The sequence below is a fragment of the Erwinia sp. MYb416 genome (genome assembly GCF_037479575.1).
GTDB classification, from domain to species: domain Bacteria; phylum Pseudomonadota; class Gammaproteobacteria; order Enterobacterales; family Enterobacteriaceae; genus Erwinia; species Erwinia rhapontici.
The window spans coordinates 897511-921090 of the sequence record NZ_JBBGYT010000438.1 but is presented as its reverse complement, the minus strand read 5'-3'; the positions used below and the strand labels follow the sequence as shown (position 1 = coordinate 921090).

The window sequence follows — 23580 nt, the reverse complement described above, 5'->3', positions numbered from 1 at the left end:
CGGGTGGCAATTCGAAACTACCAAATTTGGTAGTTGCATCCTCTTTCAGATTAAACCGATTGCTGCGGCATAAGAGGCAATTTGCGTTTTGTTTGGTGCATTAAATCGTTTTTGCATGTTTTTTTGGTGAAAATTAACGGTATTCTCTGAGATAGAGAGGATCAGTGATATTTCTGCCGATGTTTTTCCCTCTGCGGTCCATTTGAGAATTTCGAGTTCTCTTTCACTTAATTCCAGTTTCGTTGCCAGCATCGAAATATCATCCATTTCGATCAATGCAGCCATTGACAGCTCCGAAATATACTGGAGTTTAAGTTCAAGTTCTGTCGTTAACGCTATCATTTTAGAAGGATTGGCAGACGACAGCGATAATATACCTACGGATCTGTTTTTCGCCATCACGGAACAAGAAATACCGTGATAAATACCATGTTCTCTGGCAGCTTGCAGAACGCACTGCTCCTCGGGGAGCAGATCGCCTCCCCACAACCACATCGCTCCCGGTGAACGGCACTTCTTCATCACAGGATCGCGCTGTACTAAGTCTTCATGCAAATAATACTCAATCCACTTCTGCGGATAATTACTGTAAAAAAAAGTTTTTGGCCGGGTAAAAGGAACGGGATGACGAATAAAAAGAGCATAAAAATCGAATTCCAGCTCCCCCGCCTGTTGCTCAATTATCCTGGTAATATGAGCGGTGTTGCTTCCCGTACCAAAAGCCAATTGCATCCTGTTTCGCCAACTGAAATAGTTCTCAGATGTCATTAATGCCTCAGTCCGACAGGGAAAATCCCCGCCCTGATTATAATTGTCATTGTGAATATGGCAGTAAAAAAATGAATGAAATCGAGTAAAAATTTTAATTGTCCAGAGTGATATTTCTGAACAAAAAACAGTTTACAACGTTCAGGTATTGATCTGTTTGGGCATAAAAATCACCAGGAAAATAAGCCCAAAAAATGGACACCAGACCGATAATAACCTATGTCACATTTTGTTCTCAGTGTCGCCAACGAGATACATCGATTTATCGCACCACTCACCACAGGGGTTAGAATAGGATTTTTCCTATAAAGATTCAATAATTTTGCCCCTTTTGTCATGGCGTTTACGCACAATAGTTTTACAGTGTTTCAGGGCTTTTTTTCAGTAAAAAAAATGTGACTCGTCCGACAAAAAGTCAAAACTTATTGATATAATTATCAATTACCTCCCTCCTGTTACCATTTGGCTTTCACGCAATAGGTTAATGACTATGTAGCAACAGCAGACAATCCCACAGTTATCACATGGGGTTAACGGCAATATGTACAATTTGCATCATCATCTTTTCGTTTTAAGTTCTGCTGCGTATTGTTATGCGAAAATACGTCTCTGCGAATACCTGCCTCCTGAAACAAGCAGCATGAGTGCATGCCCTACAAATGCATCGACTTTATGCATCATTAATTGCATCGCGCTATATCAATATTGCTCATCACTCGTTGTCTCATTTATAGTCCGCAGGTATCAGCCATCTCCACGCGCTTTCAGCGGCACAAACCAAAACCGCGCATACCGAGATGAAAATGATTGGCATGTGCCGCGTTATATTCCGGTCCTAAGGCATTACCAAACAGATGGCAGCTACGGGCAAAGACGAGGTGCAACCATCGGCTGCGATCATCTCCGCCTCTCCAGTGACTCAGTACACTGATGCGTTGGCCGTTTTGTAAACGAAAACCGCTGAGGTCCCAGGCGTCAGCCGTGGCGTGCTCACTTAAGCGACCTTCTGCACGGTGATAAATATTACGACAGGCGTAGCTACCGAGGTGATCAATGCGCGTTAGTGGCGACCCCAGCTCACGAGTAGCCATGGGTTTGAGCGTTTGAGTGACCAGCATCGTGCTGCTGACCGCCAGCGTGCAGCTGCTGAGGAAGGTGCTGCTGAGGGTCACATCGCCAAAGCCCGTTATTCTGACCGGGTCAACCAACGGACAACGTCCCTGCTGTGTGCCTGGTCGGGTGTAGCTCAGATATCCCTGTGTTCGAGCCTGTTGCAGCACCGCGAAACAGGCCTCCGGGTTGGCAGCCAGTCTCTTCAGTTTATAACGTGTAACCAGCGTCGGTGCATCGGTGACCGACAATGGCGCAAAGGGATCCCAGGCGGGGGGTAAAACACGTAACAGCAGCGAACACAGCCATCCTCCGGCGAGGAGAACAGCAACCAACGTGATGAATCGCTTCAACTCCCCTCCTTTTACCCTGGCACAAAGAAGTGATGCCGGGTTTTTAAGCATATGACGCTTCGTTATCGTAGTTTAGCTGCAATTTTGCTTTATCGACCGGGATTTTACGTTAAGCTCTTGATCGCACTAACCTCAACAACATCAGACATACGAAAAGCCATCAGAGCTTTCATATCATTACCACAGGACAGGAAACCCATTAATGGTTGATCAATCAAAAGAGGCTGCTGCCTCTGAAAAAGGAGCGGACCAGCTCCAGCGCAATCTGCACAATCGCCATATTCAGCTGATCGCCATCGGCGGTGCTATCGGCACCGGTCTGTTTATGGGATCTGGAAAAACGATCAGCCTTGCCGGGCCGTCGATCATTTTCGTTTATATGATCATCGGTTTTATGCTGTTCTTTGTCATGCGCGCGATGGGCGAGCTGCTGCTCTCTAATCTTGAGTACAAATCCTTCAGCGACTTCGCCGCCGACCTGCTGGGTCCGTGGGCAGGCTATTTCACCGGCTGGACGTACTGGTTCTGTTGGGTGGTCACCGGGATTGCCGATGTCGTGGCCATCAGTTCCTATTTCCAGCTCTGGTTCCCGGACTTCTCTATCTGGATGAGCGCCCTGCTGTGCATCGTCGTTTTCCTGTCGCTCAATATTGCGACGGTGAAACTGTTCGGCGAGATGGAGTTCTGGTTTGCGATTATTAAAATCGTCGCCATTGTTGCGCTGATTGCCACCGGCATTGTGCTGGTCGCGATGCATTATCCGTCACCGGGTGGCGGTACCGCTTCCCTGAGCAACATCTGGGATCACGGCGGGATGTTCCCGAAAGGATTGAGTGGTTTCTTCGCCGGCTTCCAGATTGCGGTGTTTGCTTTTGTGGGTATCGAACTGGTCGGTACTGCGGCGGCAGAAACGCATGACCCTAAGACCGTCCTGCCACGCGCCATTAACGCCATCCCTTTACGCATCATTATGTTCTACGTTTTGTCGCTGATGGTGATTATGGCGGTGACGCCGTGGGATCAGGTGGTGGCCGATCGTAGCCCGTTTGTTGAAATGTTTATGCTGATTGGTTTACCGGCAGCGGCGAGCATCGTGAACTTTGTGGTACTGACCTCCGCGGCCTCATCGGCTAACAGCGGCATCTTCTCGACCAGCCGCATGCTTTACGGTCTGGCTCAGCAGGGTGTGGCACATCGCCGCTTTGGGTTGCTGTCACGCCGTTCGGTGCCGACCACAGGTCTGTTCTTCTCCTGCCTGTGTTTGCTGGGCGGCGTCGCGCTGATTTACCTGATCCCCAATGTGATGACGGTGTTCACGCTGGTCACGACGGTATCTGCCATTCTGTTTATGTTTGTCTGGACGATTATCCTTTGCTCTTATCTGGCCTACCGCAAGAAGCATCCGGAACGCCACGCGACATCCAGCTATAGAATGCCATTGGGCAAATTTATGTGCTGGGTGTGTATGGCCTTCTTTGCCTTTGTGCTGGTGCTGTTAACGCTGCAAGAGGATACCCGTCAGGCGCTGATGGTCACGCCACTGTGGTTTATCATTCTGGCGGTGGGATGGTTCCTGCGTCAGCGTAAATCTGCCTGATAAACAAGCAGGCCAGGTCAACCTTGCCTGCTGCATCAGAATCGTGACCACAGTTTATGCAGCGCCTGCCCCAGTGGAGGGCGCTGAACCGGCAAGCGTTCCGGTTTAAATGGCCCGTCTTGTAATGGCTCAGGGCCGAGATCAAAGGTAAAGTTGTAATTGGGTTCTTCCCCCATCCGCAGGTCAGTGATCGTAATATGATCCCCCACCCGCTTCATCGCATAAAAACCACGACTGAACCAGACCACGCGCTGAACATACCAGTTACTGCTGTACTGTTGATACAGTGCACTGCCGTTGTCATGAGGGGTAAGCGCCAGCGGCTTATCCGGGCTCAATAACGACCAAAATCCTTCCTGATAATCATCAGCCGACATCACCACCACACGCCACTGTACTGTGTTAAATGCCGTGGGCGTCACCAGCAGTCGCTCTGCGCTGACGTGCTGCTGAACCAGCTGTTGCTTCACCTCGTGAGTGACCCATGCCTGCGCCACCATGCTCCAGACGAGATACAGGCAGCTCAGACTTAAGCCCAGCGTATTCCAGCGCCGCCCGTGACGGTGTCGCCATACCAGTGCCGCTATCAGCCCGGCCAGCAAGGGCAGAGTATATAGCGGATCGATAATAAACATGCTGCCGATGGCAAAAGGACGATCGGTGAAAGGCAGCGCTAACTGCGTGCCATATATAGTGGTCAGGTCAAGAAGAGGATGAGTAATCAGCGCCAGCCACACTGCCGCCCACCAGCGTCCGAAAGCCTGCGGCTGGCGACACAGACGGCTGCACAACCCGGCAAGCAGCGGCGACGCCAGCGTCAGCCAGAACAACGCATGGCTCTCAGTGCGGTGCAGAGTCATATTGCGGATGGCATCGCCGTGATCAATAAAGACATCCAGATCGGGCAGCGTACCACAAACCGCCCCCACGGCAGCCGCCTGCCATACCGGGGCTTTACGCCCCATCACGGCAACAGCGACCGATGCGCCCAATACCAATTGTGAAACGGAATCCATCATCGCTCCCTGTTAATCACGGCTCTTAGCGTACGCGGATACCTTCAATCACCATACGCTGCACATTTTCGACCGTCTGGTTGAAGAAATGCTCATCATTCAGCGTCTGCCCGGTTATCGCCTCCACCTGGGTGGCGAAGTCAGCATAGTGCTGGGTCGTGGCCCACAACATAAAGATCAGATGATCAGGCTGAACAGCGGCCAGTTTTCCCTGCAAAACCCAGGTTTCTATGATGGCCGCCTTATCTTCAACCAGATGACGCAAATCCCCCGCCAGTTCGGCTTTAAGTAACGGTGCGCCTTGCAGCATCTCCATGCAGAACAGACGTGAAGCCTGAGGGTGATCGCGTGAAACCTCCAGCTTAAGACGAATGTAATCGCGTATTGCCTCCAGAGGATGCTGATCGTGGCGCAGCGCGCGCAGCGGTGCCAGCCAGACATCCAGCAGGTCCTTCAGCACAGCAATATAAAGTTCTTCTTTAGAGGGGAAGTAGTAAAGCAGATTGGTTTTCGATACATCTGCACGTTCGGCTACCTTATCCAGGCTGGTGCCATGAATGCCGAACTGTGAGAAAAACTCCAGCGCCGCAGAGAGAATAGCGGAACGCTTTGCAGCCACCGCGCGCGAACGACGCGTCGGGGCTTTAGCCGGTAACTTATCAGTAGAATTCACCGTGACTCCATGATCCATGTGGGTTGCGGGGATAATAGCAAAACAGCTGACGCATACCTAATTAGCGCTGTCCCTTAGGCATGCACTCTAATTGACCATCCTCGCCTGCTTTTTGTGCAACCTTTTTTACCAAATGGTCTGAAATGGACCACTCATTCCACCAGAGTTTTACAAACAAAAAACAACTCACTGTTTTAAATAACAATTTTCAAACTGGCACAGCCTTTGCAATTTGATTCACAGCGCCGCTTCAAAGGAAACTGCAGGATGCATCGCAGCGCCGGGATTCACTCTTTCACTCAAGCAGAGGATGTCACATTAAAATTGGTGTTTTTATCCCGATCGGTAACAACGGCTGGTTAATTTCTCAAAACGCGCCGCAATACATGCCGACCTTTGAACTGAACAAAGCGATTGTGCAGAAGGCAGAGCATTATCACTTCGATTTTGCGCTCTCTATGATCAAACTGCGCGGCTTCGGTGGCAAAACCGAATTCTGGGACCATAACCTCGAGTCCTTTACCCTGATGGCAGGCCTGGCCGCCGTCACCTCGCGCATTGAAATCTATGCCACCGCCGCCACCCTAACCTTGCCTCCGGCGATTGTGGCCCGCATGGCGTCAACCATCGACTCCATCTCTAATGGCCGCTTTGGCGTCAACCTGGTGACCGGGTGGCAGAAACCCGAATACGATCAAATGGGCCTGTGGCCGGGTGATGAATACTTCTCACGCCGTTACGACTATCTGACTGAATATGTCAGCGTCCTGCGCGATCTGTGGGGCAACGGTAAGTCCGACCTGAAAGGCGAGTTCTTTACCATGAATGACTGCCGCCTCAGCCCGCAACCGCAGAAACCGATGAAGGTCATCTGCGCAGGACAGAGCGACGCAGGCATGGAATTTTCAGCCAAACACGCCGACTACAACTTCTGTTTTGGTAAGGGTGTGAATACGCCAACCGCTTTCGCCCCGACGGCGGCACGAATGAAAAGCGCAGCCGATGCACAAGGCCGCGATGTCGGCTCCTATGTGCTGTTTATGATCATCGCTGATGAAACCGATGAGGCCGCACGCGCCAAATGGGAACATTACAAAGCCGGTGCCGATGAAGAGGCGCTGTCGTGGCTGACCACCCAAAGCCAGCAGGACAAACGATCCGGCAGCGACACCAACGTACGCCAGATGGCCGACCCGACTTCCGCCGTGAATATCAATATGGGCACCCTCGTCGGCTCCTATGCCAACGTGGCGCGGATGCTCGACGACGTTGCCACGGTGGAAGGCACCCACGGCGTGCTGCTGACCTTCGATGACTTCCTGCAAGGTATTGAGAACTTTGGCGAGCGTATCCAGCCGCTGATGCAGTGCCGTATCGATGTGATTGATGCTGCACAGGAGGTGGCATAATGAATAACAAACCTGCTGTTGTGTGCACTACCGCATCCACCCTGGACGCTATCACCCTGCCCGCGCGCCCGGAAGCGATTGTCTTCCCACCGGAGCAAACGGCGCTGATCGTCGTGGATATGCAGAATGCTTATGCCACCACAGGCGGCTATCTCGATCTCGCCGGGTTTGACGTGTCGGCCACTCGCCCGGTCATCGATCAGATCAATGTGGCGGTCAAGGCTGCCCGTCAGGCTGGGATCCAGGTGATTTGGTTCCAGAATGGCTGGGACGATCAGTACGTCGAAGCCGGCGGACCCGGTTCACCGAACTGGCATAAATCGAATGCGCTGAAAACCATGCGCCAGAACCCGGAACTGCAGGGCACGTTGCTGGCAAAGGGTGGCTGGGATTATGAGCTGGTCGATCAGCTAACACCGCAGCCGGGCGATATCGTACTGCCTAAACCGCGCTATAGCGGCTTCTTTAATACTGCACTCGACAGCATGCTGCGCAGTCGGGGCATCCGTCATTTAGTGTTTACCGGCATTGCCACCAACGTATGCGTGGAGTCCACCCTGCGTGACGGTTTCTTCCTTGAATACTTCGGCATCGTCCTTGAGGACGCCACCTATCAGGCAGGCCCACTGTTTGCCCAGCAGGCCGCCCTGTTCAATATTGAAACCTTCTTTGGTTGGGTGTCTGACGTCGGCAGTTTCTGCTCGGCATTACAAACGGAACCAGCCACTGCAGCCCAGACAGCCTGACACCTGCATTTAAACGGAGAAAAAAACAATGCCAAAAACGATTATTACCCCACCAGGCACCAGCGTACCGATCGCCCCTTTTGTTCCGGGAACGCTGGCCGATGGCGTGGTGTATGTCTCCGGCACGCTGCCGTTCGATAAAGACAATAATGTGGTTCACGTGGGAGATGCCGCCGCGCAAACCCGCCACGTGCTGGAAACGATTAAGAGCGTGATTGAAACCGCAGGCGGCACAATGGATGACGTGACATTTAACTCCATTTTTATTACCGACTGGAGTAACTACGCTGCCGTGAACGCGGTGTACGCAGACTATTTTCCCGGCGAAAAGCCCGCCCGCTTCTGCATTCAGTGCGGACTGGTGAAACCCGATGCGCTGATTGAAATCGCCAGCGTGGCGCATATCGGTAAATAAGGAGTGACTCATGCATATTGAGCTGTCAGGTCGCGATGAACCCGGGGCCAGAACCGTAGTGTTATCTGCCGGACTGGGCGGACTGGGGAGTTTCTGGTTGCCGCAAATGAATGCGCTACGCGCGGCATTTCGCGTGGTGGTTTACGACCAGCGCGGCACCGGAAAAAGTCCGGATACGCTGCCTGAAGGCTACAGTATGTCGCAGATGGCCAGTGAGCTGGCGATGCTGCTGGAACAGCACAATATTATGCAGTTCGATATAGTTGGCCATGCGCTCGGTGGCATGGTTGCCCTACAGTTGGCACTCGACTACCCCGAACGTGTGTCGCGGCTGGTGCTGGTTAACGGCTGGTTACAACTGGATGCACACACCCGTCGCTGTTTCCGCGTACGCCAGGATCTGCTGCTTAATGTCGGGGTCGAGGCTTATGTTCGTGCCCAGCCACTGTTTCTTTATCCCGCTGACTGGCTGTCGGAACATCAGGCACGTATTGAAGCTGAAGATACGCTGCATACGGCGCATTTTCAGGGTATGGATAACTTGCTCAAGCGCCTGCATGCGCTGATGGCCTGCGACTACAGTTCTCATGCCGCACAGATTACCCAGCCCGTGCTGTTGCTCTGTTCACGCGACGACCTGCTGGTGCCATGGACCTGTTCCGAACAACTGCTGGCAGCATTGCCGCACGCCACCCTGCAACGCATGAACTGGGGTGGCCACGCTATGAGTGTCACCGACGCTTCCACCTTTAATCACCTGCTGATGGGCTGGCTGCAAGATGACAGCCTGGCCGCGAATACCGCTGATATGGAGCCACTATGGCAGAAACCTTGAATACCCTGGCACCCACCCCGCCTGTCACCGGCGTGGAAAAGCAACAATTCCGCGATGCGATGGCACGCCTGGGTGCCGCCGTCAATATTATCACCACCGATGGTCCTGCCGGACGTGCCGGATTTACTGCCTCGGCGGTGTGTAGCGTCACCGACACGCCACCGACGCTGCTGGTGTGCCTGAACCGTTCCGCATCGGTGTATGAGACCTTCAGAGAAAACAGACAGCTTTGCGTGAATACGCTGGCGTCCGGTCATGAAGCGCTATCTAACCTGTTTGGCGGTAAAACGCCGATGGCCGAGCGATTTATCGCCGCTGACTGGTCAACGCAGGTCACCGGATCGCCGATCCTCAGCGGCGCACTGGTGTCGTTTGACTGTCTGGTGACACAGGTGATGAGCGTCGGCACCCACGATATTTTAGTGTGCGAGGCACAGGCACTGGTGTTCAGCGACAGCAATCATGGCCTGATCTATTTCGATCGTGGCTACCACCCGTTACCACAACGTAGTTTCTGATCCCGGGCTTTACTCGCCGGTCAATGCAGTGCTCACACTCTGGAGATAACGATGGCAGGTTCCTGGTTCCCTCAATGGTCGAAAACGACAGCGTCGACAACCGGTATTGTCGCGCCTGATGAAACACTGCCCCTCGGGCAAACGGTAGTGATGGGCCTGCAGCACGCGGTCGCCATGTTTGGTGCCACCGTGCTGATGCCTTTGCTGATGGGGCTGGACCCGAACCTGTCGATCCTGATGTCGGGCGTGGGTACGTTGCTGTTCTTCCTGATCACCGGAGGCCGCGTACCCAGTTATCTGGGCTCCAGCGCGGCGTTTGTGGGCGTGGTGATCGCCGTGACGGGCTTTAGCGGTCAGGGACTGAACCCGAACCTCAGCGTAGCGCTGGGTGGCATCATTGCCTGCGGTCTGGTTTACACCCTGATCGGTTTTGTGGTGATGAAAGCAGGCACCCGCTGGATAGAAAAATTGATGCCGCCCGTGGTGACGGGTGCCGTTGTCATGGCGATTGGTCTGAACCTGGCACCGATTGCCGTGCGCGGCGTTTCAGCCTCGATGTTCGATAGCTGGATGGCAGTCATGACCGTGTTGTGTATCGGCGTGGTCGCGGTATTCACCCGCGGCATGGTGCAGCGCCTGCTGATCCTCGTTGGGCTGATTGTCGCTTGGGCAATCTATGCGCTGCTGACCAACGGCTTTGGATTAGGGAAACCCGTCGACTTCAGCCTGCTGGCGAATGCCCCCTGGTTTGGCATGCCGCTGATCACCAGCCCGACGTTCAGTACTCAGGCCATGGTGATGATTGCGCCGGTGGCGGTCATTCTTGTGGCCGAGAACCTCGGACATATCAAGGCCGTAGCCGGTATGACCGGACGCAATCTTGACCCTTATATGGGCCGGGCATTTGTCGGTGACGGGGTGGCAACGATGTTATCCGGCGGCGTTGGCGGCAGCGGCGTCACCACTTACGCGGAAAATATCGGCGTGATGGCGGTGACGAAAGTTTACTCCACGCTGGTCTTTGTCGCCGCGGCTCTGATTGCCATGGTACTGGGCTTCTCACCCAAATTTGGCGCTCTGATTCATACCATCCCGGGGCCTGTTATTGGCGGCGCATCAATCGTTGTGTTTGGTTTGATTGCGGTAGCCGGTGCTCGCATTTGGGTACAGAACAATGTCGATCTCAGCCAGAATGGTAATCTGATTATGGTTGCCGTGACACTGGTACTGGGTGCGGGAGATTTCGCACTAAAAATCGGCAGCTTTACGCTCGGAGGGATCGGTACGGCAACGTTTGGGGCGATTTTACTGAACGCCCTACTCAGCCATAAACGCGCCGCCGCACTCAGCGGCAGTAGTGTAGTGCGTCAGGATCATTAATCCCTCTGTACGAATGTGCGGGTCGGGCATGCCCGACCCCTACGAAACAATTCGGTCCACATGTCCCATCCACAGCTGAACACTTCATTCATCTCGTAGAGATGAGGCATGCCATCCGTTTTACGCAGGCTTTTCAGGGGCAGCTTTTCTCCGTTTCAGTTTCAGCTCACTGATCAGCACGCCCAGTACGATCAGTGCCCCGCCCAGCAGGGCGATAGCCGGCAATCGCTCCCCGGCAATACGCCCGACAATCCCGGCCCAAACCGGCTCACCCGCATAGATGACCGTGGCTCGCGTTGGCGACACGCTGCGCTGCGCCCAGTTCATCGTCACCTGGATCAGTGCGCTGGCGATGCCCAGTCCGATGGCGCTGTAGAGAAGATAAGGATTGAACGGCGGCACCGACTCACCATTCGGAACCATCATCACAAAGCCAAAAAGGGAAGCCGCCGCCAGCTGGATCACGGTGACTCGCTGCACATTGACGTTTCCTGCACTGGCGCTGATCAGGATGATCTCCGCCGCGATGGCCAGCGTGCTCAACAACGTGGCAATCTCTCCGGCGTTGAACGCCATCTCACCGCTTTCCGGCCCCGCCAACAGCAGCAGACCGCCAAAAGCCAGCACGATACCCACCCACGACATCAGCCCGGGCATTCTGCCAAGAAAAACCCACTGTAACAGCGGCACCAGCGGCACATAGAGCGCCGTGATAAACGCTGATTTGCTGCTGGTAATCGTCTGCATGCCGTAGGTTTGCAAACCATAGCCAAGGCCAATCGCCAGACCAATCAGCGCCCCCGCTTTCACCTCATACCAGGTGACACCCCGCAGAACCCGCCATGAAATCAGCCCGAGCAACACGGCCGCTGTAGCAAAGCGCACGCCGATAAAAAAGAAGGGGCCGCTGACCGTCATGGCATGATGCACGGCGAGGAAGGTGCCGCCCCAGACCATCGTGATCAGGATCAGCACCCCTTCCTGGGGGTTCACTGCAAATTTATAACGTGATAAAAAACCGGACATTGGCGCACTCTGCTGGAAATTTGGCGTCAGTGTGCTGCGTTCGCTGCGGGGGGTCAAGCGTTGAAAATGGGGGGATGTTTATGCCGCCGGAGAACCCGGCGGCGGGCGGCATGGCTGCTTAGTTACCGTCATCGGTCTTACTTTTGCTCCCGCGACTGTTGCGGCCACCTTTTTCTCCTGCCAGAGAGGCGCGCTGAGGATCATTCTTAAAATTCCCCCCGCTGACCTTGCCGCCTTTACGTCCGGCTTCTGATGCTCTTTGACGGTCTTCAGCGAAATTGCCAGATCCACCACGATGTTCTGCCATTTCTTACCTCCGAATAGTTAAGACATCATACTGCATTGTGCCCGTGCTCAGCTGGCGTTTCCCGGCAACAATGGCGGCAAACGCTGGCCTGCCGCGTTGTTAAGCATAGTGTATTCAACTAAGGATGCATCGCTGACTCGCCATTTCCTGTGCCAGATAGCCCCGAATGCACTGATTTATCCCCTTAATTTTTATTAATGCATTGTGGCAAAAAATGTGAACGCGCTGTTTTTTTAAGCAAACATTGATTGCACCACGAGCAGGCAACGCGCACTCTTCTATACTGACGAATCAGGCATTGAACGGACAACATCAACCACAGGAGAGCGTTATGGCAACACAACAATCGAAAGCGCATCACGTTGGCGAATGGGCAAGTCTGCGCGGAACGTCACCCGAAATCGCCGAAGCTATCTTTGAGGTCGCTAATTACGATGAGCGTCTGGCCGAAGCTATCTGGCAGCAACAGGGTAGCGATGAGGTCCTGCTGCGCGCCTTTGATAAGACCGGTGCAGATGTGCTCACCTGGGATAATAAGGTGGTTGAGCGCAGGAACGTCTGATACCCCATCGGCGGGTATCTGCGCCCGCCGTTTCAACGCTTACATTTTGCAACTGAGACTCCTCTGAGAACCCACCAACCTGCCGTCATGTCGTCTACGCTTAATGCTGGGTTGACATACTGACAGCCAGAACCCGGCTGATTACTGACACTATCCAAAGGAGGCGTAATGCCGTACCAGACGATTAATCCCGCAAGTAATAAGCTGATCAAGTCCTGGCCTGACCATAGCGACAGCCAGATTGAACAGGCGCTGGCCACCGCCGATGCGCTGTATCACTCTGACTGGTCCAAAGGCGATCTCCAGCCCCGAGTGCAGGTGCTGAAAAAACTGGCAGATTTGATTGATAGCCGTGTTGACGAACTGGCCGAAGCGGCCAGTATTGAGATGGGAAAACTGATTGAGCAAAGTCGCGGTGAAGTGCAACTCTGTGCACAGATTGCCCGCTACTATGCCGAGAATGCCGGGCGTTTTCTTGCGCCAACGCCCTACCCCAGTGAACTTGGCGAGGCCTGGGTAGAGAACCATCCGATTGGCGTTCTGGTGGCCGTTGAGCCCTGGAACTTCCCGTTTTATCAGCTAATGCGTGTGCTGGCGCCTAACCTCGCTGCCGGAAACCCGGTACTGGCAAAACATGCGCAAAATGTTCCGCACTGTGCCGTGTTATTCGAGGCTCTGGTGACCGAAGCCGGTGCGCCAGCGGGGGCGTGGACCAATATCTTCGCCAGTAACGATCAGGTGGCAGCGCTGATCGCTGATGACCGTGTGCAGGGTGCCGCTCTCACCGGTTCCGAGCGTGCAGGCAGCGCAGTGGCACAGCAGGCGGGGAAATATCTGAAAAAGACCACGCTCGAACTGGGCGGCAACGATGTTTTTGTGGTACTGGACGACAGCGACCTGGAGAAAGCCGTGAAGGCCGGTGTTGGTGCCCGCCTGAGCAACTGCGGCCAGGTGTGTACCGCCGCCAAACGCTTCCTGGTGCATGAGAAGGTGGCCGATCGCTTCCTGGAAAAAATGACCGAGGCATTTAAGGCGGTGAAAATTGGCGATCCCCTTGATGCCAGCACCACTCTCGGCCCACTCTCCTCCGCTGAGGCACGCGATCGTCTGCATAAGCAGGTTCAGCAGGCGAAAGAGAAAGGCGCTAACGTGCTGCTCGGTGGTGCGCCCGTACCGGGTGACGGCTGTTTCTATCAGCCCACCATCCTGACCGGCATCACACGCGACAATCCGGCGTACTTTGAAGAGTTCTTCGGACCGGTGGCTCAGATCTATGTGGTGAAAAATGACGATGACGTGGTGAAACTGGCCAATGATTCGCACTACGGACTGGGTGGCGCCGTGTTCACGAAAGATATCGCCCGTGGCAAAGCACTGGCTTCGCGGATTGAAACCGGGATGGTGTACATCAACTCGTCGAGCAATACCGCGGCAGAACTGCCCTTCGGGGGCGTGAAACGGTCAGGATATGGTCGTGAACTTTCCGACCTCGGCATTAAAGAGTTTGTGAACCAGAAACTGGTTGTGATCAGTAAGGATTAAGGATGTGTCGGGAGTCGTGGTGTTTTTGCGCGGCCCCGCATCAAAATATCGCCATTAAAAAAGGGGCGACCTGTTAACCAGGTCGCCCCTTTTCATCTCTGAACGTGGGGAGACGTCAATGCCTCCCCCCAGATCAGTTAGCTGCAGGTTTCGCGTCTGGCGCGCTTTCTGCTTTTGCTTTGTCCGCTTTCGCTTTATCCACTGCGGCTTTATCGGCAGCCGCTTTGTCTGCGGAGGCTTTGTCTGCTGCCGCTTTATCTTTTGCGGCCTGTTCAGCGGCGGCCTTATCTGCAGCGGCTTTCTCTTTCGCTGCTTTATCTGCAGCGGCTTTATCAGCAGCCGCTTTCTCCGCAGAGGCTTTGGCCTGAGCCGCTTTATCCGCTGCGGCCTGGTCTGCGGCCGCTTTGTCCGCCAGTGTCTTATTGACGACGGCGTTTTCGTCAGCCGGGTTGGTCGCCGGGGTAGCTGGCGCAGCAGTCGGTGCCTGTTCAGCCACCTGTAACGGCGTTCCCTGCAACGACTTGTTCAGAACCTGAGTGAACTGATCCCATGAACAGAAACCGTTAGCATCGGTCGGACAACCAGCCATTTGCAGAGTGACACGCTTCGGTGGGTTATCCAGGGACAGAGCTTCCGCATCACGCAGCTGGCTGGACGTCTGGTAGACGTATTCCACCTTCACCAACTCACGGTCATTTTTCTTATCATGCCAGCGCTGGAACTGCACCATACCGCCAATCGGCGTTTGCTCGTTTTGTCCTGGCAGATCATAAGGTTTGAAATCAAGGGCTGTCAGCAGTGACGCGATATTCGAATCATGGCCAACCATTAAGGTTACTTTAGGCGCAGTGGCTTGATCCTGATCGACCAGCAAGCTGCGGATGTAGTCCACCAGCGGGGCAGCCACTTCACGTGCGACAATCGGAGAGGTGAACAGCGTGTCCTGATAACCATTTTTGATCGCCGCCAGTTCTTTCCACTGCTCAGGCGTTTTGATCTGCCCCCAGGCGACCTGCTCCATCGGGAAGCCTTCGTAATATTGTAGGGTGAAGGCATCAACCAGTGAGTTCCCCACCTTCAGCGGGCCAGACACATTCGGTTCTTTACCGTTATCGGCACTGAATTTGTTCTGGTTATCGCTGGAAAGATCACACTGCTTTTTACCGTCACAGGCAGGTGAATTTTTATAGTCGATGATTTTTTCCAGACGCTGGAAAGCGGGTTTCAATGCCAGCTTCTCGCCTTCGCCGTTAATCGCGGTCAGCGCCTGTTTGTTAAAATCTTCACTGCCGTTGGTGATCACCGGATTAAACACCGGGTCCATCGATCCCATCTCATCCTGATGAGAAACGGCAACATCACAGCCAGGGAAAGCCCCCGCCACGAAGAACTGGGCGGTAGCAACGGTGCGTTGCAGGCTGTTTGCATAAGCATAGACGTCATCAGGTGCCGGACACTCACCGTCTTTTACCAAGCCCTGCTGTGCCAGCCATTCACGGGTATAGCGCCCCATATACACTTCCAGCACGCCGCCTTTGGTGGTCAGCTGTCCACCCGCTACATCCCACTTCGGCCAGGCTTTTTTTGTCGCCTGTGCCAGTACGCTGCCGTTATCCGCTAAGGGAGCACGCAGATTGTGGCGGCTCATCATCAGCACTTGTTCCAGCTGGTAATCACTATCAGCAGCCCAGGCAGGAACCCCGGAAAGTGCGGAGCAAACGGCTAACGCACAAAGACTATACTTGTTGATCATGTGTGTATTCCATTGATTCAAAGGGGTAAACTGGCTGGCTGGCCTAACATGCAGCGCAGAAATAAATCAGCGCATCGGCACTGACTCACCACAACCGCTCTCCAGAGTACAAGCCAGATGCTCATAGAAAGATGAATAGTGAGAATATAGCAGACTCTGCACCCGGCGGTTTAGTGGCTTCAGGAGTTTGAAAAGAAACAAGATGTTTTTAGGAATGATCTAATCGCCCACCCGTGAAGAAAATAACAGGAAGCCGGGGAAAACAGAAGGGTGTTCGTCCCGGTTACGCCCTGTTTCTTATGGCTCAGAGGTATTCCACCGTAAACAGTACCTGAGTCTGAAAGCTGCCGCTGCTCACCACCGCTGCACGTCCTTTCAGTACCGAGGAAAAACGGAGCTGATTATCGCCATTATTAATGCGCTGCCATGCAACAGGCTGGTTATTGAATACCTGCTGCCCGAAGCGGTCACGAACGGCAATACCCACGGTAGTGTTACCCTGCCCGACCGAAAATAAACCATCAGGAAACGCCGTACCCTGGAAAGTCACGCGTACCCGATTTTTCAGCGAGGTACTGCAGCGCAGCAGATCCAGCGAAAAGTCCACCGCTGCGGACTCATGCCCGTTCTGCAGCGCAGAAGCACTGACATCACCAAAGTTGACCTGGATATTATCGGCCCCCGGAGAGATAGAGCATGGGGCATCCACCACCACGCCAGAAATATTAATTTTTCCATAGCCGTTATCCGCGCCTTCACAGCTAAAAGCAACCGCCAGGCACAACCACGCTGACCCGTATCGTGTCATGATCGTTCCCCTTCTGATAATGAGGAATAAAATAACCAGTGATAAAGTTCCAGATTTTTTTGCATCCCCAGTTTCAACATCACCGAACGTTTGTAAGTACTGATGGTTTTAGGATGTAAAGCCATGCTGGCTGCAATCTGGCGCGGTGTTAAGCTGCTGCGCAAATGTGCAATGAGCATTTTCTCGCGTGGCGTAAGGACATCTTCTTTGACCGCCCGCGGGTCGATAAGGGTAATCAGCCGATTTTTATCCGGTATCAGTTGCTTAAACACCTTGCCCAGTTGTTCCAGTGACTGCCTGGGGTGAAGATGCCGTGTGGGGTAACGTTGCAGGCCTGGCGGTAATCCTCTGCAGCTTTCTTCAAACGAATGATGAACCACGACTAGCTGGCTTTCTGCTGTCATCATCCGCCCGAACTGCAGCGAGGCACAGAGTGAAACGGCATCCAGTCCCGTCAGTAACAGGTCCACTTTTTTGACCGGCCTGGTCGATAGCCTCCTGACAGTATGCGGATACTGAGACTGTAGAAAGCGCAGAACCCCCTCGACAAAGAAACGGTCATGATCGAACATTACCAGCGTTAAACAGCGTGGATCGGACATCTTTTCTCCTTGACCCGAATAGCAACTGGCTTTATTGCAGACTCATTACCAATACCGCCGTGGCGTTGAATGGCCCGGTAGCCACCGCCGCATTGGAGGATCTGAGCAGCACGAAGCTGAAATCATCGCCGCCCACACCATTGGTAATCCGGCTACTGATGCTGTCGAACGGACGGACCAGTTTGCCCTGATGGTAAATCTGTACCGCCAGGTCAGGATTGGTGGTTTTAATCGCGTTGCCCGAGAAGCTGCTGACATCCGCTGATAGCGTCATTTTTATCGGCCAGCTACTGGTATCTTTACACTGATAGGGAATGTGCACTTCACGGCGGAACGGCGACAGGGTCGCGCTCTGGCTTAACTGATTACGCGCGATATAGCCAAAACTCACATCAATATCCTGCCCGTTGTTGATCGCACAGGTACCGGAGGTGTAGTAAGCATCATTGGCAGCAATCACCCGCCAGTTAGCGGTAAACACGCCGCCGGCGGGCGCGCTCCATTTGTACATCTGCATACTGGCCACAACGGTACCGGCTTTGATATACACGCCGCGCCCTGGATTATCTTTCAACTGATAGAACGCTTTAACCTGCAGATCATGCCAGTTACCATCGCGCAGCTCATAAATCGTCAGCGCTGAGGTTATCGGGTTGAGATAGCGCTTACCGTTAATCTCCAGACCGCTGTTGAAAGAGGCATCCAGCGAGGTTTGATAGGTCCCGGCATTGATGCGCATATAGTCGACGTAGCGGGCAGGGATGGTGTTTTGACAGGTAAAGTATTGGGACAGATCGAACACCACTACGTCACCGATCATAATTTCCGGCGACAGGTTAACGGTGACATCAATATTGCGCTGTCCGACAGCATCAAACGCTTTACCATCGCGTTTATCAATGCAGGAGAAGGCCAGCGCCTTTAGCGGCAGCAGCATTACGATCAGCCAGAGCATCAAACGTTTCATGCTTGTGTGATGACCTTACAGGTCATCCCATGGCAGCGGAATATCAGGCTGGATCGGCCACCAAAATCATTGACGTATTGGAGTACCGGCGCGTCCCCCAACGCAGCGGGGCTGACATTCAGCTCCACGTCAGCACGCGGGGCAACCATCACCGGGGTGAAGTCCTTAAGAGGCTCCTCTCCCTTGCCGTGGCTGGCTTCAATAATCGTGATGTAGTAACCCGTGGGATTGTGCAAACGGTAGCGCCCTCCTTTGCGGACCAGCTGCACCTGCTGTTGAATCGGTGAGGCATATTGCGCGGACGAAATCTGCAGCGCCTCCGGGCGATAGAATAATTTTATTTTCGTCTGCAACGCGATTTGCAGCGTATTTGGCTGATCGGAGCGCGGTGGAATTTCGCGCAGGTTAAAATAAAATAACGTTTCTTTATCCTGGTAAAGTAAATTCACCGAAGAAAGCGACTGTATCTTTATCTGGCTTTTATCACCGGCCTCTATGCGCTGTACTGGCGGCAGTACCGTTAACGGTGAATTCACTTTTTCACCTTGTTCATTCTCAATCCAGCCCTGAGCAAGATAAGGAAGCCGGGGATTTTCATTGGCAATGGTCAGGCTGACCGACGGGTTTCCTGCATCCAAAATAATACGGGTACGATCGAGAGAAAGAGCCGCCTGCGACCAGGATGAAAAAAAGACTATACCGGCGGCAAGGGTATTCAGCACCCCCGTGCTTGTTGACTGTTTCATTACATTTATTCCTTGATTTGATTCTGGGGCTTACCCGACATCGCGTGGTCGCCGATACACGGCAGTAGAAGATTATCCAGCCTGTCTTTATTCAATAGCGGCAGCGTAATCTGGCACTGTTGTCTGCCATCCCAGGAGACGCTCAAATGTTCTCCTGACTGCATGCCACTGAGATAAACGCTGCCGCCATCCGCCACCAACCCCACCGCCTGCTGACGTGCATTCATCACCTGTGCTCCGAACGGCGGGGATGTCCCCTCTTCCAGACGGATAACGGCCATCGCTTTCAATCCCGCCAGTACCGGAAAATGACGATAACCAATCGCCCCTTCGGTGAGCGTGGCGTGCACAATGGATGAGGTAACTTCGGCGTTTTCCGGCAGTTTATTAATATCAATGCCCACCTGATTTCGGTAATAGCTGCTGATATCGGAAATCACTAATTTCCCGCGACTATTGCTGTAAACAATTCCGCCGTTGGCCCGCACTGGAATATTGGCAACACCGTCGGTATCCAGTAATAAACGCGTTCCCCCAGGAGAGTTCTGACGGTGCGCCGCTACCCCTTTTGCTGTCGCGGTTATTCCACCTTTCAACGAGGCGCCAAAGGCCTGATAATTATCTTGCTGCACATTGACGCTTCCGGTCAGCTGTGCACTACTGCCATCATGCAGATAATATCCGGACAGGGTATTACTGCTATTGGTGGTTCCGGCACTGAGACTGTAACTGTCGTTATTATTTATCTGGTTGTAATAATTAACCTGCTGGCTGTTATTATTGCGCCCACTCGAACCGCTATAGCTGAGAGTGCCCTGATGACCAATTGGTAATGATAAAGAGAGATAAAGCCCTTTATCACTCAGTTGGTTATAACGGTTCTGCCAGGCAGAGAATGAAAGGCTGGCATTTTTCCACTGCAGAATGTCGAAGTAGCGCGACAATGCCAGGCTATAGCGTTCGCTTTCCGGCCTGTCCCAATAGGTTTGACGGTTGTAACTGAGCTGTGCGCTGGTTCCCAGTGCCCGCAAATCCTGAGCCAGCGTGACGGTGTACATTTCACGGCTGTTGCTTTGCCCGTTACCGTGACGTTCGGCATCGAGAAATGCATCCATCGTCATAAACTCGCGTTCAGAAAAGCGATAGCCGGCAAAGGTGACCTGACTGCCATAATCGTCAAAGCGTTTGGAATAGCTCAGTCGGTATGAATTCCCCTGACGGGTATCTCCCCACGGAAGTCGGGCCACCGAATGAGTCACGTCAAAAGACATGGCACCGAACACCAGCAGATCGCGACCAATCCCGCTGGCAAGCGCCTGATAGTGCTCACTGCCGATCGCTCCGCCATACAGCGACCAGCCGTTATTCACTCCCCAGGAGAATTCGCCGCTGGCAAACTGCGGCCCACTCATACTGTGCTGCCCGTTTATCGGCTGCCCCAGCGCCATTTTGTAACGCAACTGTCCGGGACGCGTCAGATAGGGGATCGTCGCGGTGTTAAGGGTGAAAGTCTGAACCGACCCATCCTCTTCTTCGATACGAACCTGTAATTCCCCCAGCACTGAATCATCAATATCCTGGATGCGGAACGGCCCTGCGGCCACCTGAGTCTGATAAAGGACACGTCCCTGATGCATCACGACGACTCTGGCGTGGGTACGCGCCACACCGGTAATTTCCGGTGCGTAGCCACGGAGGTTGGGAGGTAACATATTGTCATCGGTGATCAGGCTGACACCAGCAAAGCGGAAGCTGTCGAAAATATCAGAGACCAGATAGTCCTCACCGACTACCAGCCTGGCTCCGCTTTCCGGCAGCGCGCGTGAGGCAGAGTAACGCGTCCAGTCGAAGGTATTGCGCGTAGTACCATTGAGTGTGTCGCGACGCCCCTGCCAGTCTGCACGTAGCCGCCAGGGACCGAGGTTGGCACCGGCGACGCCTGTTCCGGCGGTGGTTCGTTGCTCACCGGCATGAGGGGTAAAACGGACCTGGCTATTCAGGTTGTAATCAAACAGCACGCCTGGGATCCCCTCATCCCAACGCGAGGGAGGATCCCAGTTGGCGGACTGATAGTTGAGGAATGCCTGTGGCACACTAATCGCCAGCGTTGTGGTGGAAAGATCGCCCCTTGCCTGCATTCCTTTCAGGCTGCGAATATCGAGGCACTGCCCCTCATGCCACCACTTCAACGCACTGACAGATTCGGATCGCAGCCCCAGCTCGCTGACGAGCTGCGCATCAAGGCAGGGCAGGCTCGTCTCAGGATGGTCTTCCGCTAAATAAAAATTGATGGCGCGTTCTGCCAGCGGATCGTTATTCAGACGGATATTCATGGGGTAACGACCCGGCATGATGTAGCCCTTATGGGTAAAATTCGATACATCAATATTCTGACGGTCTTCCACATCAAACAGATCGGTATTGAACTGAATATCATCAGCATGAACACGACCACCCCATACCGCCAACCCCAGAAAAATGGAAATAGCCAATATCCCTGGAAATTTTATTTTTAATGTTACTTTTTCCATAATTAAGCAGGCGGAGGATCCGTTTTCGTCTGATAAACAAATAAATAGCGCCCGGGATCCCGGACGCCATGTTCATCCGGCAAAAAGGATATCAGGGATAAGCCAGGGTGAAATTTGTGACCGCGGTGAATGCACCCGTGCCTACAGCAACAGGTTCATCGGTTGTACCATCACCTTTCAGTGCTGCGGTGAATTGCAGAGTGTTCGCACCACCATTAATATTCTGTGCTGTAGTTGCTGTACCCAGCTCGATTTTCTTGCCGCTACCATCGCGCAAAAGAATACTGGCACCGCTTGCTTCTCCGGTAATACCCAGTCGGCCATCCACACCGGATTTACCGGTAAAGGTCGCGGTTACCGTTTTTTTCGTGCTGTTATCGCAGTTCTGTAAATCAATGGTAAAAGGGATCGCAGTCTGCTCTCCGCCGTTAGCCAGCAATGTATTCGACACCTGCCCCAGAGGGATTTTCTGGTCGTCAACATTGGGTGCAATTGAGCAAGGTGCATTGACGATTGAACCGTAAAAAGTAATTTTACCACTTCCTTCATCGGCGGCATTAACTGCACCTGACGCTGCGATAGTGAAAAGTGAAATAGCAGCGATTTTTTTAATTTCCATTTAGATATCCTTGAGTTTTATCTGTCTTGCAGAATGATCCATCCTCACAAAAGCTCCGGCTTTAGTTTACTTAAATGACAGCCAGACTCATCTCGGGTATTCCGTTGTGAAGTGCCGCAATACTAATCCGATCTTTCATCAAGTCACTGTCCATTTTTGTTGTTAATTTAAAAACCTTAAAAAACATAAAGTTAAATATATTATTAACATTGTGATAGCATTTTTAAGTGGAGCGATATATTCAACAACAACTAAACACATGTAAAACAAGGTGTTTATTATCCAGCTATCGAATCCATAGAGAAAAACGCAAAGCAAAATATCTTAGTTGGTTGACACAATCACCTGTGGCAAATAAGATAATTCTTACCAATTTTAAAATAAGAAAATAAGATATTTACGTATGCCTTTTGTTAGTAGGAAGAAGTTAGCGCTGGAAGTTAAGCTAAAAAGTATGTCCAGGGAATTCAGGGAGAGGAGTAAGATTGATGATGCCATTCAATGCCACTATGATCTTTTACTTAAACAGTACTTAACTAATCCGCTCTATTTCAAGACTCTGTTCAAGGCAAACAGATTTATTGTCGGCTCAGCCATATTAGGTATTTACTACACACGTTCAGGTAGTACGTTTAAAGACATTAAACGATTTTGTATTGGAAATGACCTGTTTAGCAGTAATTCACTGGATTCTTTTTTGCTTTTTTTGCGCGTGGGGGGAAGACTGGAGGTTTATCGCGATGCAAAAGATAAACGTAAGCTCAACTATAAACCGACAACGAAAGCGCTGGCAGAAACCCGGCGCATGATTAACACGATGCTGATTCCTTGTGCCATGTTGATAGATGATTTTGATTTGAACTTTTATCAAAAACATCCAAATTTTGTGCCGGAATTCTTCCGCACTTACTCAGAGATCACCCTGAATCGGTTATTTCTGCATGATTTGGTGCCAGGCAGCGGCGAGTTTTTGAGTCGGGATGGCGGTCATATGATTATGTTTAATATCTATCTTGAGAGCATCAAACAGAAATCACCGATCATTCATTACAATATTCTCAAAGCCGCTTTTTTCTGTGGCGTCTCAAGGTCACATATTCGGCGCTGCCTACAGGCAGCAGAGCAGGTCAATCTGCTGAAGATACAGGACGAGTCACAGCAACTCGCACTTTCTCAGGAATTTATTGATATGGTAAAAGATTATTTTTGTATTTATCTGGCGACTGTTGAACACGGGTTATCTGGGATGCGATAAAACGAAAAACCCCGCGCTGTTGCCAGCACGGGGTCAGAATGG

23 protein-coding genes are annotated in these 23580 nt (G+C 52.6%); 10 read left to right on the top strand and 13 right to left on the bottom strand.

All coding sequences use genetic code 11. The features are described from left to right. Window positions 1–45: 45 nt before the first annotated feature. Together sdiA and WH277_RS13835 are read right to left on the bottom strand one after the other, a co-directional pair. Window positions 46–768, bottom strand: a complete 723-nt coding sequence (gene sdiA, locus WH277_RS13840; RefSeq protein WP_133840965.1) for a transcriptional regulator SdiA — start codon at window positions 766–768, stop codon at window positions 46–48. Between the two features lie 764 nt (window positions 769–1532). Then, window positions 1533–2231 (bottom strand): extensin-like domain-containing protein, encoded by a 699-nt coding sequence (locus WH277_RS13835; protein WP_238337049.1) that lies wholly within the window; start codon window positions 2229–2231, stop codon window positions 1533–1535. A 202-nt stretch (window positions 2232–2433) separates the two neighbouring features. Here WH277_RS13835 and cycA point away from each other — a divergent pair, with 202 nt between their 5' ends. Beyond that, window positions 2434–3828, top strand: coding sequence for a D-serine/D-alanine/glycine transporter (gene cycA / locus WH277_RS13830; protein WP_133840967.1), 1395 nt, complete (start codon window positions 2434–2436; stop codon window positions 3826–3828). 35 nt (window positions 3829–3863) lie between these two features. Here the strand turns inward: cycA and WH277_RS13825 are convergent, their stop codons facing one another. Continuing rightward, window positions 3864–4844 carry a metal-dependent hydrolase gene (locus WH277_RS13825; RefSeq protein ID WP_133840968.1) on the bottom strand — a complete coding sequence of 327 codons (981 nt, stop codon included), beginning with the start codon at window positions 4842–4844 and terminating at the stop codon, window positions 3864–3866. 25 nt (window positions 4845–4869) lie between these two features. Further along, window positions 4870–5535 carry an HTH-type transcriptional regulator RutR gene (gene rutR / locus WH277_RS13820; protein WP_133840969.1) on the bottom strand — a complete coding sequence of 222 codons (666 nt, stop codon included), beginning with the start codon at window positions 5533–5535 and terminating at the stop codon, window positions 4870–4872. 299 nt (window positions 5536–5834) lie between these two features. Between rutR and rutA the strand changes: the two genes are divergently transcribed. Genes rutA through rutG form a run of 6 tightly spaced genes read left to right on the top strand, consistent with a single transcriptional unit; the run spans window position 5835 to window position 10820 of the window. Beyond that, window positions 5835–6926: a pyrimidine utilization protein A gene (gene rutA, locus WH277_RS13815; RefSeq protein WP_133840970.1), complete on the top strand. Its 1092-nt coding sequence runs from the start codon at window positions 5835–5837 to the stop codon at window positions 6924–6926. Continuing rightward, on the top strand, window positions 6926–7672 hold the full coding sequence (gene rutB / locus WH277_RS13810) for a pyrimidine utilization protein B (protein WP_167864350.1): 747 nt from the start codon (window positions 6926–6928) through the stop codon (window positions 7670–7672). The genes rutA and rutB overlap by 1 nt, the downstream gene beginning before the upstream one ends. A 28-nt stretch (window positions 7673–7700) precedes the next feature. After that, entirely contained in the window at window positions 7701–8087 is a 387-nt protein-coding gene (gene rutC, locus WH277_RS13805; protein WP_133840972.1) for a pyrimidine utilization protein C, read from the top strand. Window positions 8088–8097: 10 nt separating this feature from the next. Continuing rightward, a complete protein-coding gene (gene rutD, locus WH277_RS13800) occupies window positions 8098–8922 on the top strand; it encodes a pyrimidine utilization protein D (RefSeq protein ID WP_133840973.1) in 825 nt (274 codons plus the stop codon). Further along, window positions 8907–9440, top strand: coding sequence for an NADH-dependent FMN reductase RutF (rutF, locus tag WH277_RS13795; RefSeq protein ID WP_133840974.1), 534 nt, complete (start codon window positions 8907–8909; stop codon window positions 9438–9440). The genes rutD and rutF overlap by 16 nt, the downstream gene beginning before the upstream one ends. Before the next feature lie 51 nt (window positions 9441–9491). Next, window positions 9492–10820: a pyrimidine utilization transport protein G gene (rutG, locus tag WH277_RS13790; RefSeq protein WP_133840975.1), complete on the top strand. Its 1329-nt coding sequence runs from the start codon at window positions 9492–9494 to the stop codon at window positions 10818–10820. A 120-nt stretch (window positions 10821–10940) separates the two neighbouring features. Here rutG and WH277_RS13785 read toward each other — a convergent pair whose 3' ends face one another. Next, complete coding sequence (locus WH277_RS13785; RefSeq protein WP_339505800.1) at window positions 10941–11846, bottom strand: DMT family transporter; 906 nt, start codon at window positions 11844–11846, stop codon at window positions 10941–10943. 118 nt (window positions 11847–11964) lie between these two features. Beyond that, a complete protein-coding gene (locus tag WH277_RS13780; RefSeq protein ID WP_133840977.1) occupies window positions 11965–12153 on the bottom strand; it encodes a general stress protein in 189 nt (62 codons plus the stop codon). Between the two features lie 331 nt (window positions 12154–12484). Here WH277_RS13780 and WH277_RS13775 point away from each other — a divergent pair, with 331 nt between their 5' ends. Both WH277_RS13775 and WH277_RS13770 read left to right on the top strand, forming a co-directional pair. Then, window positions 12485–12715 carry a YccJ family protein gene (locus WH277_RS13775; protein WP_133840978.1) on the top strand — a complete coding sequence of 77 codons (231 nt, stop codon included), beginning with the start codon at window positions 12485–12487 and terminating at the stop codon, window positions 12713–12715. Between the two features lie 168 nt (window positions 12716–12883). After that, window positions 12884–14257 carry an NAD-dependent succinate-semialdehyde dehydrogenase gene (locus WH277_RS13770; protein ID WP_133840979.1) on the top strand — a complete coding sequence of 458 codons (1374 nt, stop codon included), beginning with the start codon at window positions 12884–12886 and terminating at the stop codon, window positions 14255–14257. A gap of 133 nt (window positions 14258–14390) precedes the next feature. On the opposite strand, the gene agp is transcribed toward WH277_RS13770, so the two are convergent. The 7 genes from agp to WH277_RS13735 all read right to left on the bottom strand — a co-directional run bounded on the left by agp (window position 14391) and on the right by WH277_RS13735 (window position 22283). Continuing rightward, on the bottom strand, window positions 14391–16010 hold the full coding sequence (gene agp, locus WH277_RS13765) for a bifunctional glucose-1-phosphatase/inositol phosphatase (protein ID WP_339505799.1): 1620 nt from the start codon (window positions 16008–16010) through the stop codon (window positions 14391–14393). A 304-nt stretch (window positions 16011–16314) separates the two neighbouring features. Further along, on the bottom strand, window positions 16315–16818 hold the full coding sequence (locus WH277_RS13760; RefSeq protein ID WP_133840981.1) for a fimbrial protein: 504 nt from the start codon (window positions 16816–16818) through the stop codon (window positions 16315–16317). Next, a complete protein-coding gene (locus WH277_RS13755) occupies window positions 16815–17288 on the bottom strand; it encodes a LuxR C-terminal-related transcriptional regulator (protein WP_166653670.1) in 474 nt (157 codons plus the stop codon). The genes WH277_RS13760 and WH277_RS13755 overlap by 4 nt, the downstream gene beginning before the upstream one ends. 163 nt (window positions 17289–17451) lie before the next feature. Then, window positions 17452–18387 carry a fimbrial protein gene (locus WH277_RS13750; protein WP_159337116.1) on the bottom strand — a complete coding sequence of 312 codons (936 nt, stop codon included), beginning with the start codon at window positions 18385–18387 and terminating at the stop codon, window positions 17452–17454. After that, window positions 18384–19133 (bottom strand): fimbria/pilus periplasmic chaperone, encoded by a 750-nt coding sequence (locus WH277_RS13745; protein WP_339505798.1) that lies wholly within the window; start codon window positions 19131–19133, stop codon window positions 18384–18386. The genes WH277_RS13750 and WH277_RS13745 overlap by 4 nt, the downstream gene beginning before the upstream one ends. Window positions 19134–19138: 5 nt before the next feature. After that, entirely contained in the window at window positions 19139–21625 is a 2487-nt protein-coding gene (locus WH277_RS13740; RefSeq protein ID WP_244874709.1) for an outer membrane usher protein, read from the bottom strand. 130 nt (window positions 21626–21755) lie between these two features. Continuing rightward, complete coding sequence (locus WH277_RS13735) at window positions 21756–22283, bottom strand: fimbrial protein (RefSeq protein ID WP_133840986.1); 528 nt, start codon at window positions 22281–22283, stop codon at window positions 21756–21758. Between the two features lie 403 nt (window positions 22284–22686). Between WH277_RS13735 and WH277_RS13730 the strand changes: the two genes are divergently transcribed. After that, on the top strand, window positions 22687–23538 hold the full coding sequence (locus tag WH277_RS13730) for a hypothetical protein (RefSeq protein ID WP_133840987.1): 852 nt from the start codon (window positions 22687–22689) through the stop codon (window positions 23536–23538). Window positions 23539–23580: the final 42 nt, after the last annotated feature.

What these genes read in the sequence shown, in the direction of transcription:
- sdiA (WP_133840965.1), bottom strand. Translation starts at nt 768, where the DNA reads ATGACATCTGAGAACTATTTCAGTTGGCGAAACAGGATGCAATTGGCT.
- cycA (WP_133840967.1), top strand. Translation starts at nt 2,434, where the DNA reads ATGGTTGATCAATCAAAAGAGGCTGCTGCCTCTGAAAAAGGAGCGGAC.
- WH277_RS13825 (WP_133840968.1), bottom strand. Translation starts at nt 4,844, where the DNA reads ATGGATTCCGTTTCACAATTGGTATTGGGCGCATCGGTCGCTGTTGCC.
- rutR (WP_133840969.1), bottom strand. Translation starts at nt 5,535, where the DNA reads ATGGATCATGGAGTCACGGTGAATTCTACTGATAAGTTACCGGCTAAA.
- rutB (WP_167864350.1), top strand. Translation starts at nt 6,926, where the DNA reads ATGAATAACAAACCTGCTGTTGTGTGCACTACCGCATCCACCCTGGAC.
- rutC (WP_133840972.1), top strand. Translation starts at nt 7,701, where the DNA reads ATGCCAAAAACGATTATTACCCCACCAGGCACCAGCGTACCGATCGCC.
- rutD (WP_133840973.1), top strand. Translation starts at nt 8,098, where the DNA reads ATGCATATTGAGCTGTCAGGTCGCGATGAACCCGGGGCCAGAACCGTA.
- rutF (WP_133840974.1), top strand. Translation starts at nt 8,907, where the DNA reads ATGGCAGAAACCTTGAATACCCTGGCACCCACCCCGCCTGTCACCGGC.
- rutG (WP_133840975.1), top strand. Translation starts at nt 9,492, where the DNA reads ATGGCAGGTTCCTGGTTCCCTCAATGGTCGAAAACGACAGCGTCGACA.
- WH277_RS13785 (WP_339505800.1), bottom strand. Translation starts at nt 11,846, where the DNA reads ATGTCCGGTTTTTTATCACGTTATAAATTTGCAGTGAACCCCCAGGAA.
- WH277_RS13780 (WP_133840977.1), bottom strand. Translation starts at nt 12,153, where the DNA reads ATGGCAGAACATCGTGGTGGATCTGGCAATTTCGCTGAAGACCGTCAA.
- WH277_RS13775 (WP_133840978.1), top strand. Translation starts at nt 12,485, where the DNA reads ATGGCAACACAACAATCGAAAGCGCATCACGTTGGCGAATGGGCAAGT.
- WH277_RS13770 (WP_133840979.1), top strand. Translation starts at nt 12,884, where the DNA reads ATGCCGTACCAGACGATTAATCCCGCAAGTAATAAGCTGATCAAGTCC.
- agp (WP_339505799.1), bottom strand. Translation starts at nt 16,010, where the DNA reads ATGATCAACAAGTATAGTCTTTGTGCGTTAGCCGTTTGCTCCGCACTT.
- WH277_RS13760 (WP_133840981.1), bottom strand. Translation starts at nt 16,818, where the DNA reads ATGACACGATACGGGTCAGCGTGGTTGTGCCTGGCGGTTGCTTTTAGC.
- WH277_RS13750 (WP_159337116.1), bottom strand. Translation starts at nt 18,387, where the DNA reads ATGAAACGTTTGATGCTCTGGCTGATCGTAATGCTGCTGCCGCTAAAG.
- WH277_RS13745 (WP_339505798.1), bottom strand. Translation starts at nt 19,133, where the DNA reads ATGAAACAGTCAACAAGCACGGGGGTGCTGAATACCCTTGCCGCCGGT.
- WH277_RS13735 (WP_133840986.1), bottom strand. Translation starts at nt 22,283, where the DNA reads ATGGAAATTAAAAAAATCGCTGCTATTTCACTTTTCACTATCGCAGCG.
- WH277_RS13730 (WP_133840987.1), top strand. Translation starts at nt 22,687, where the DNA reads ATGCCTTTTGTTAGTAGGAAGAAGTTAGCGCTGGAAGTTAAGCTAAAA.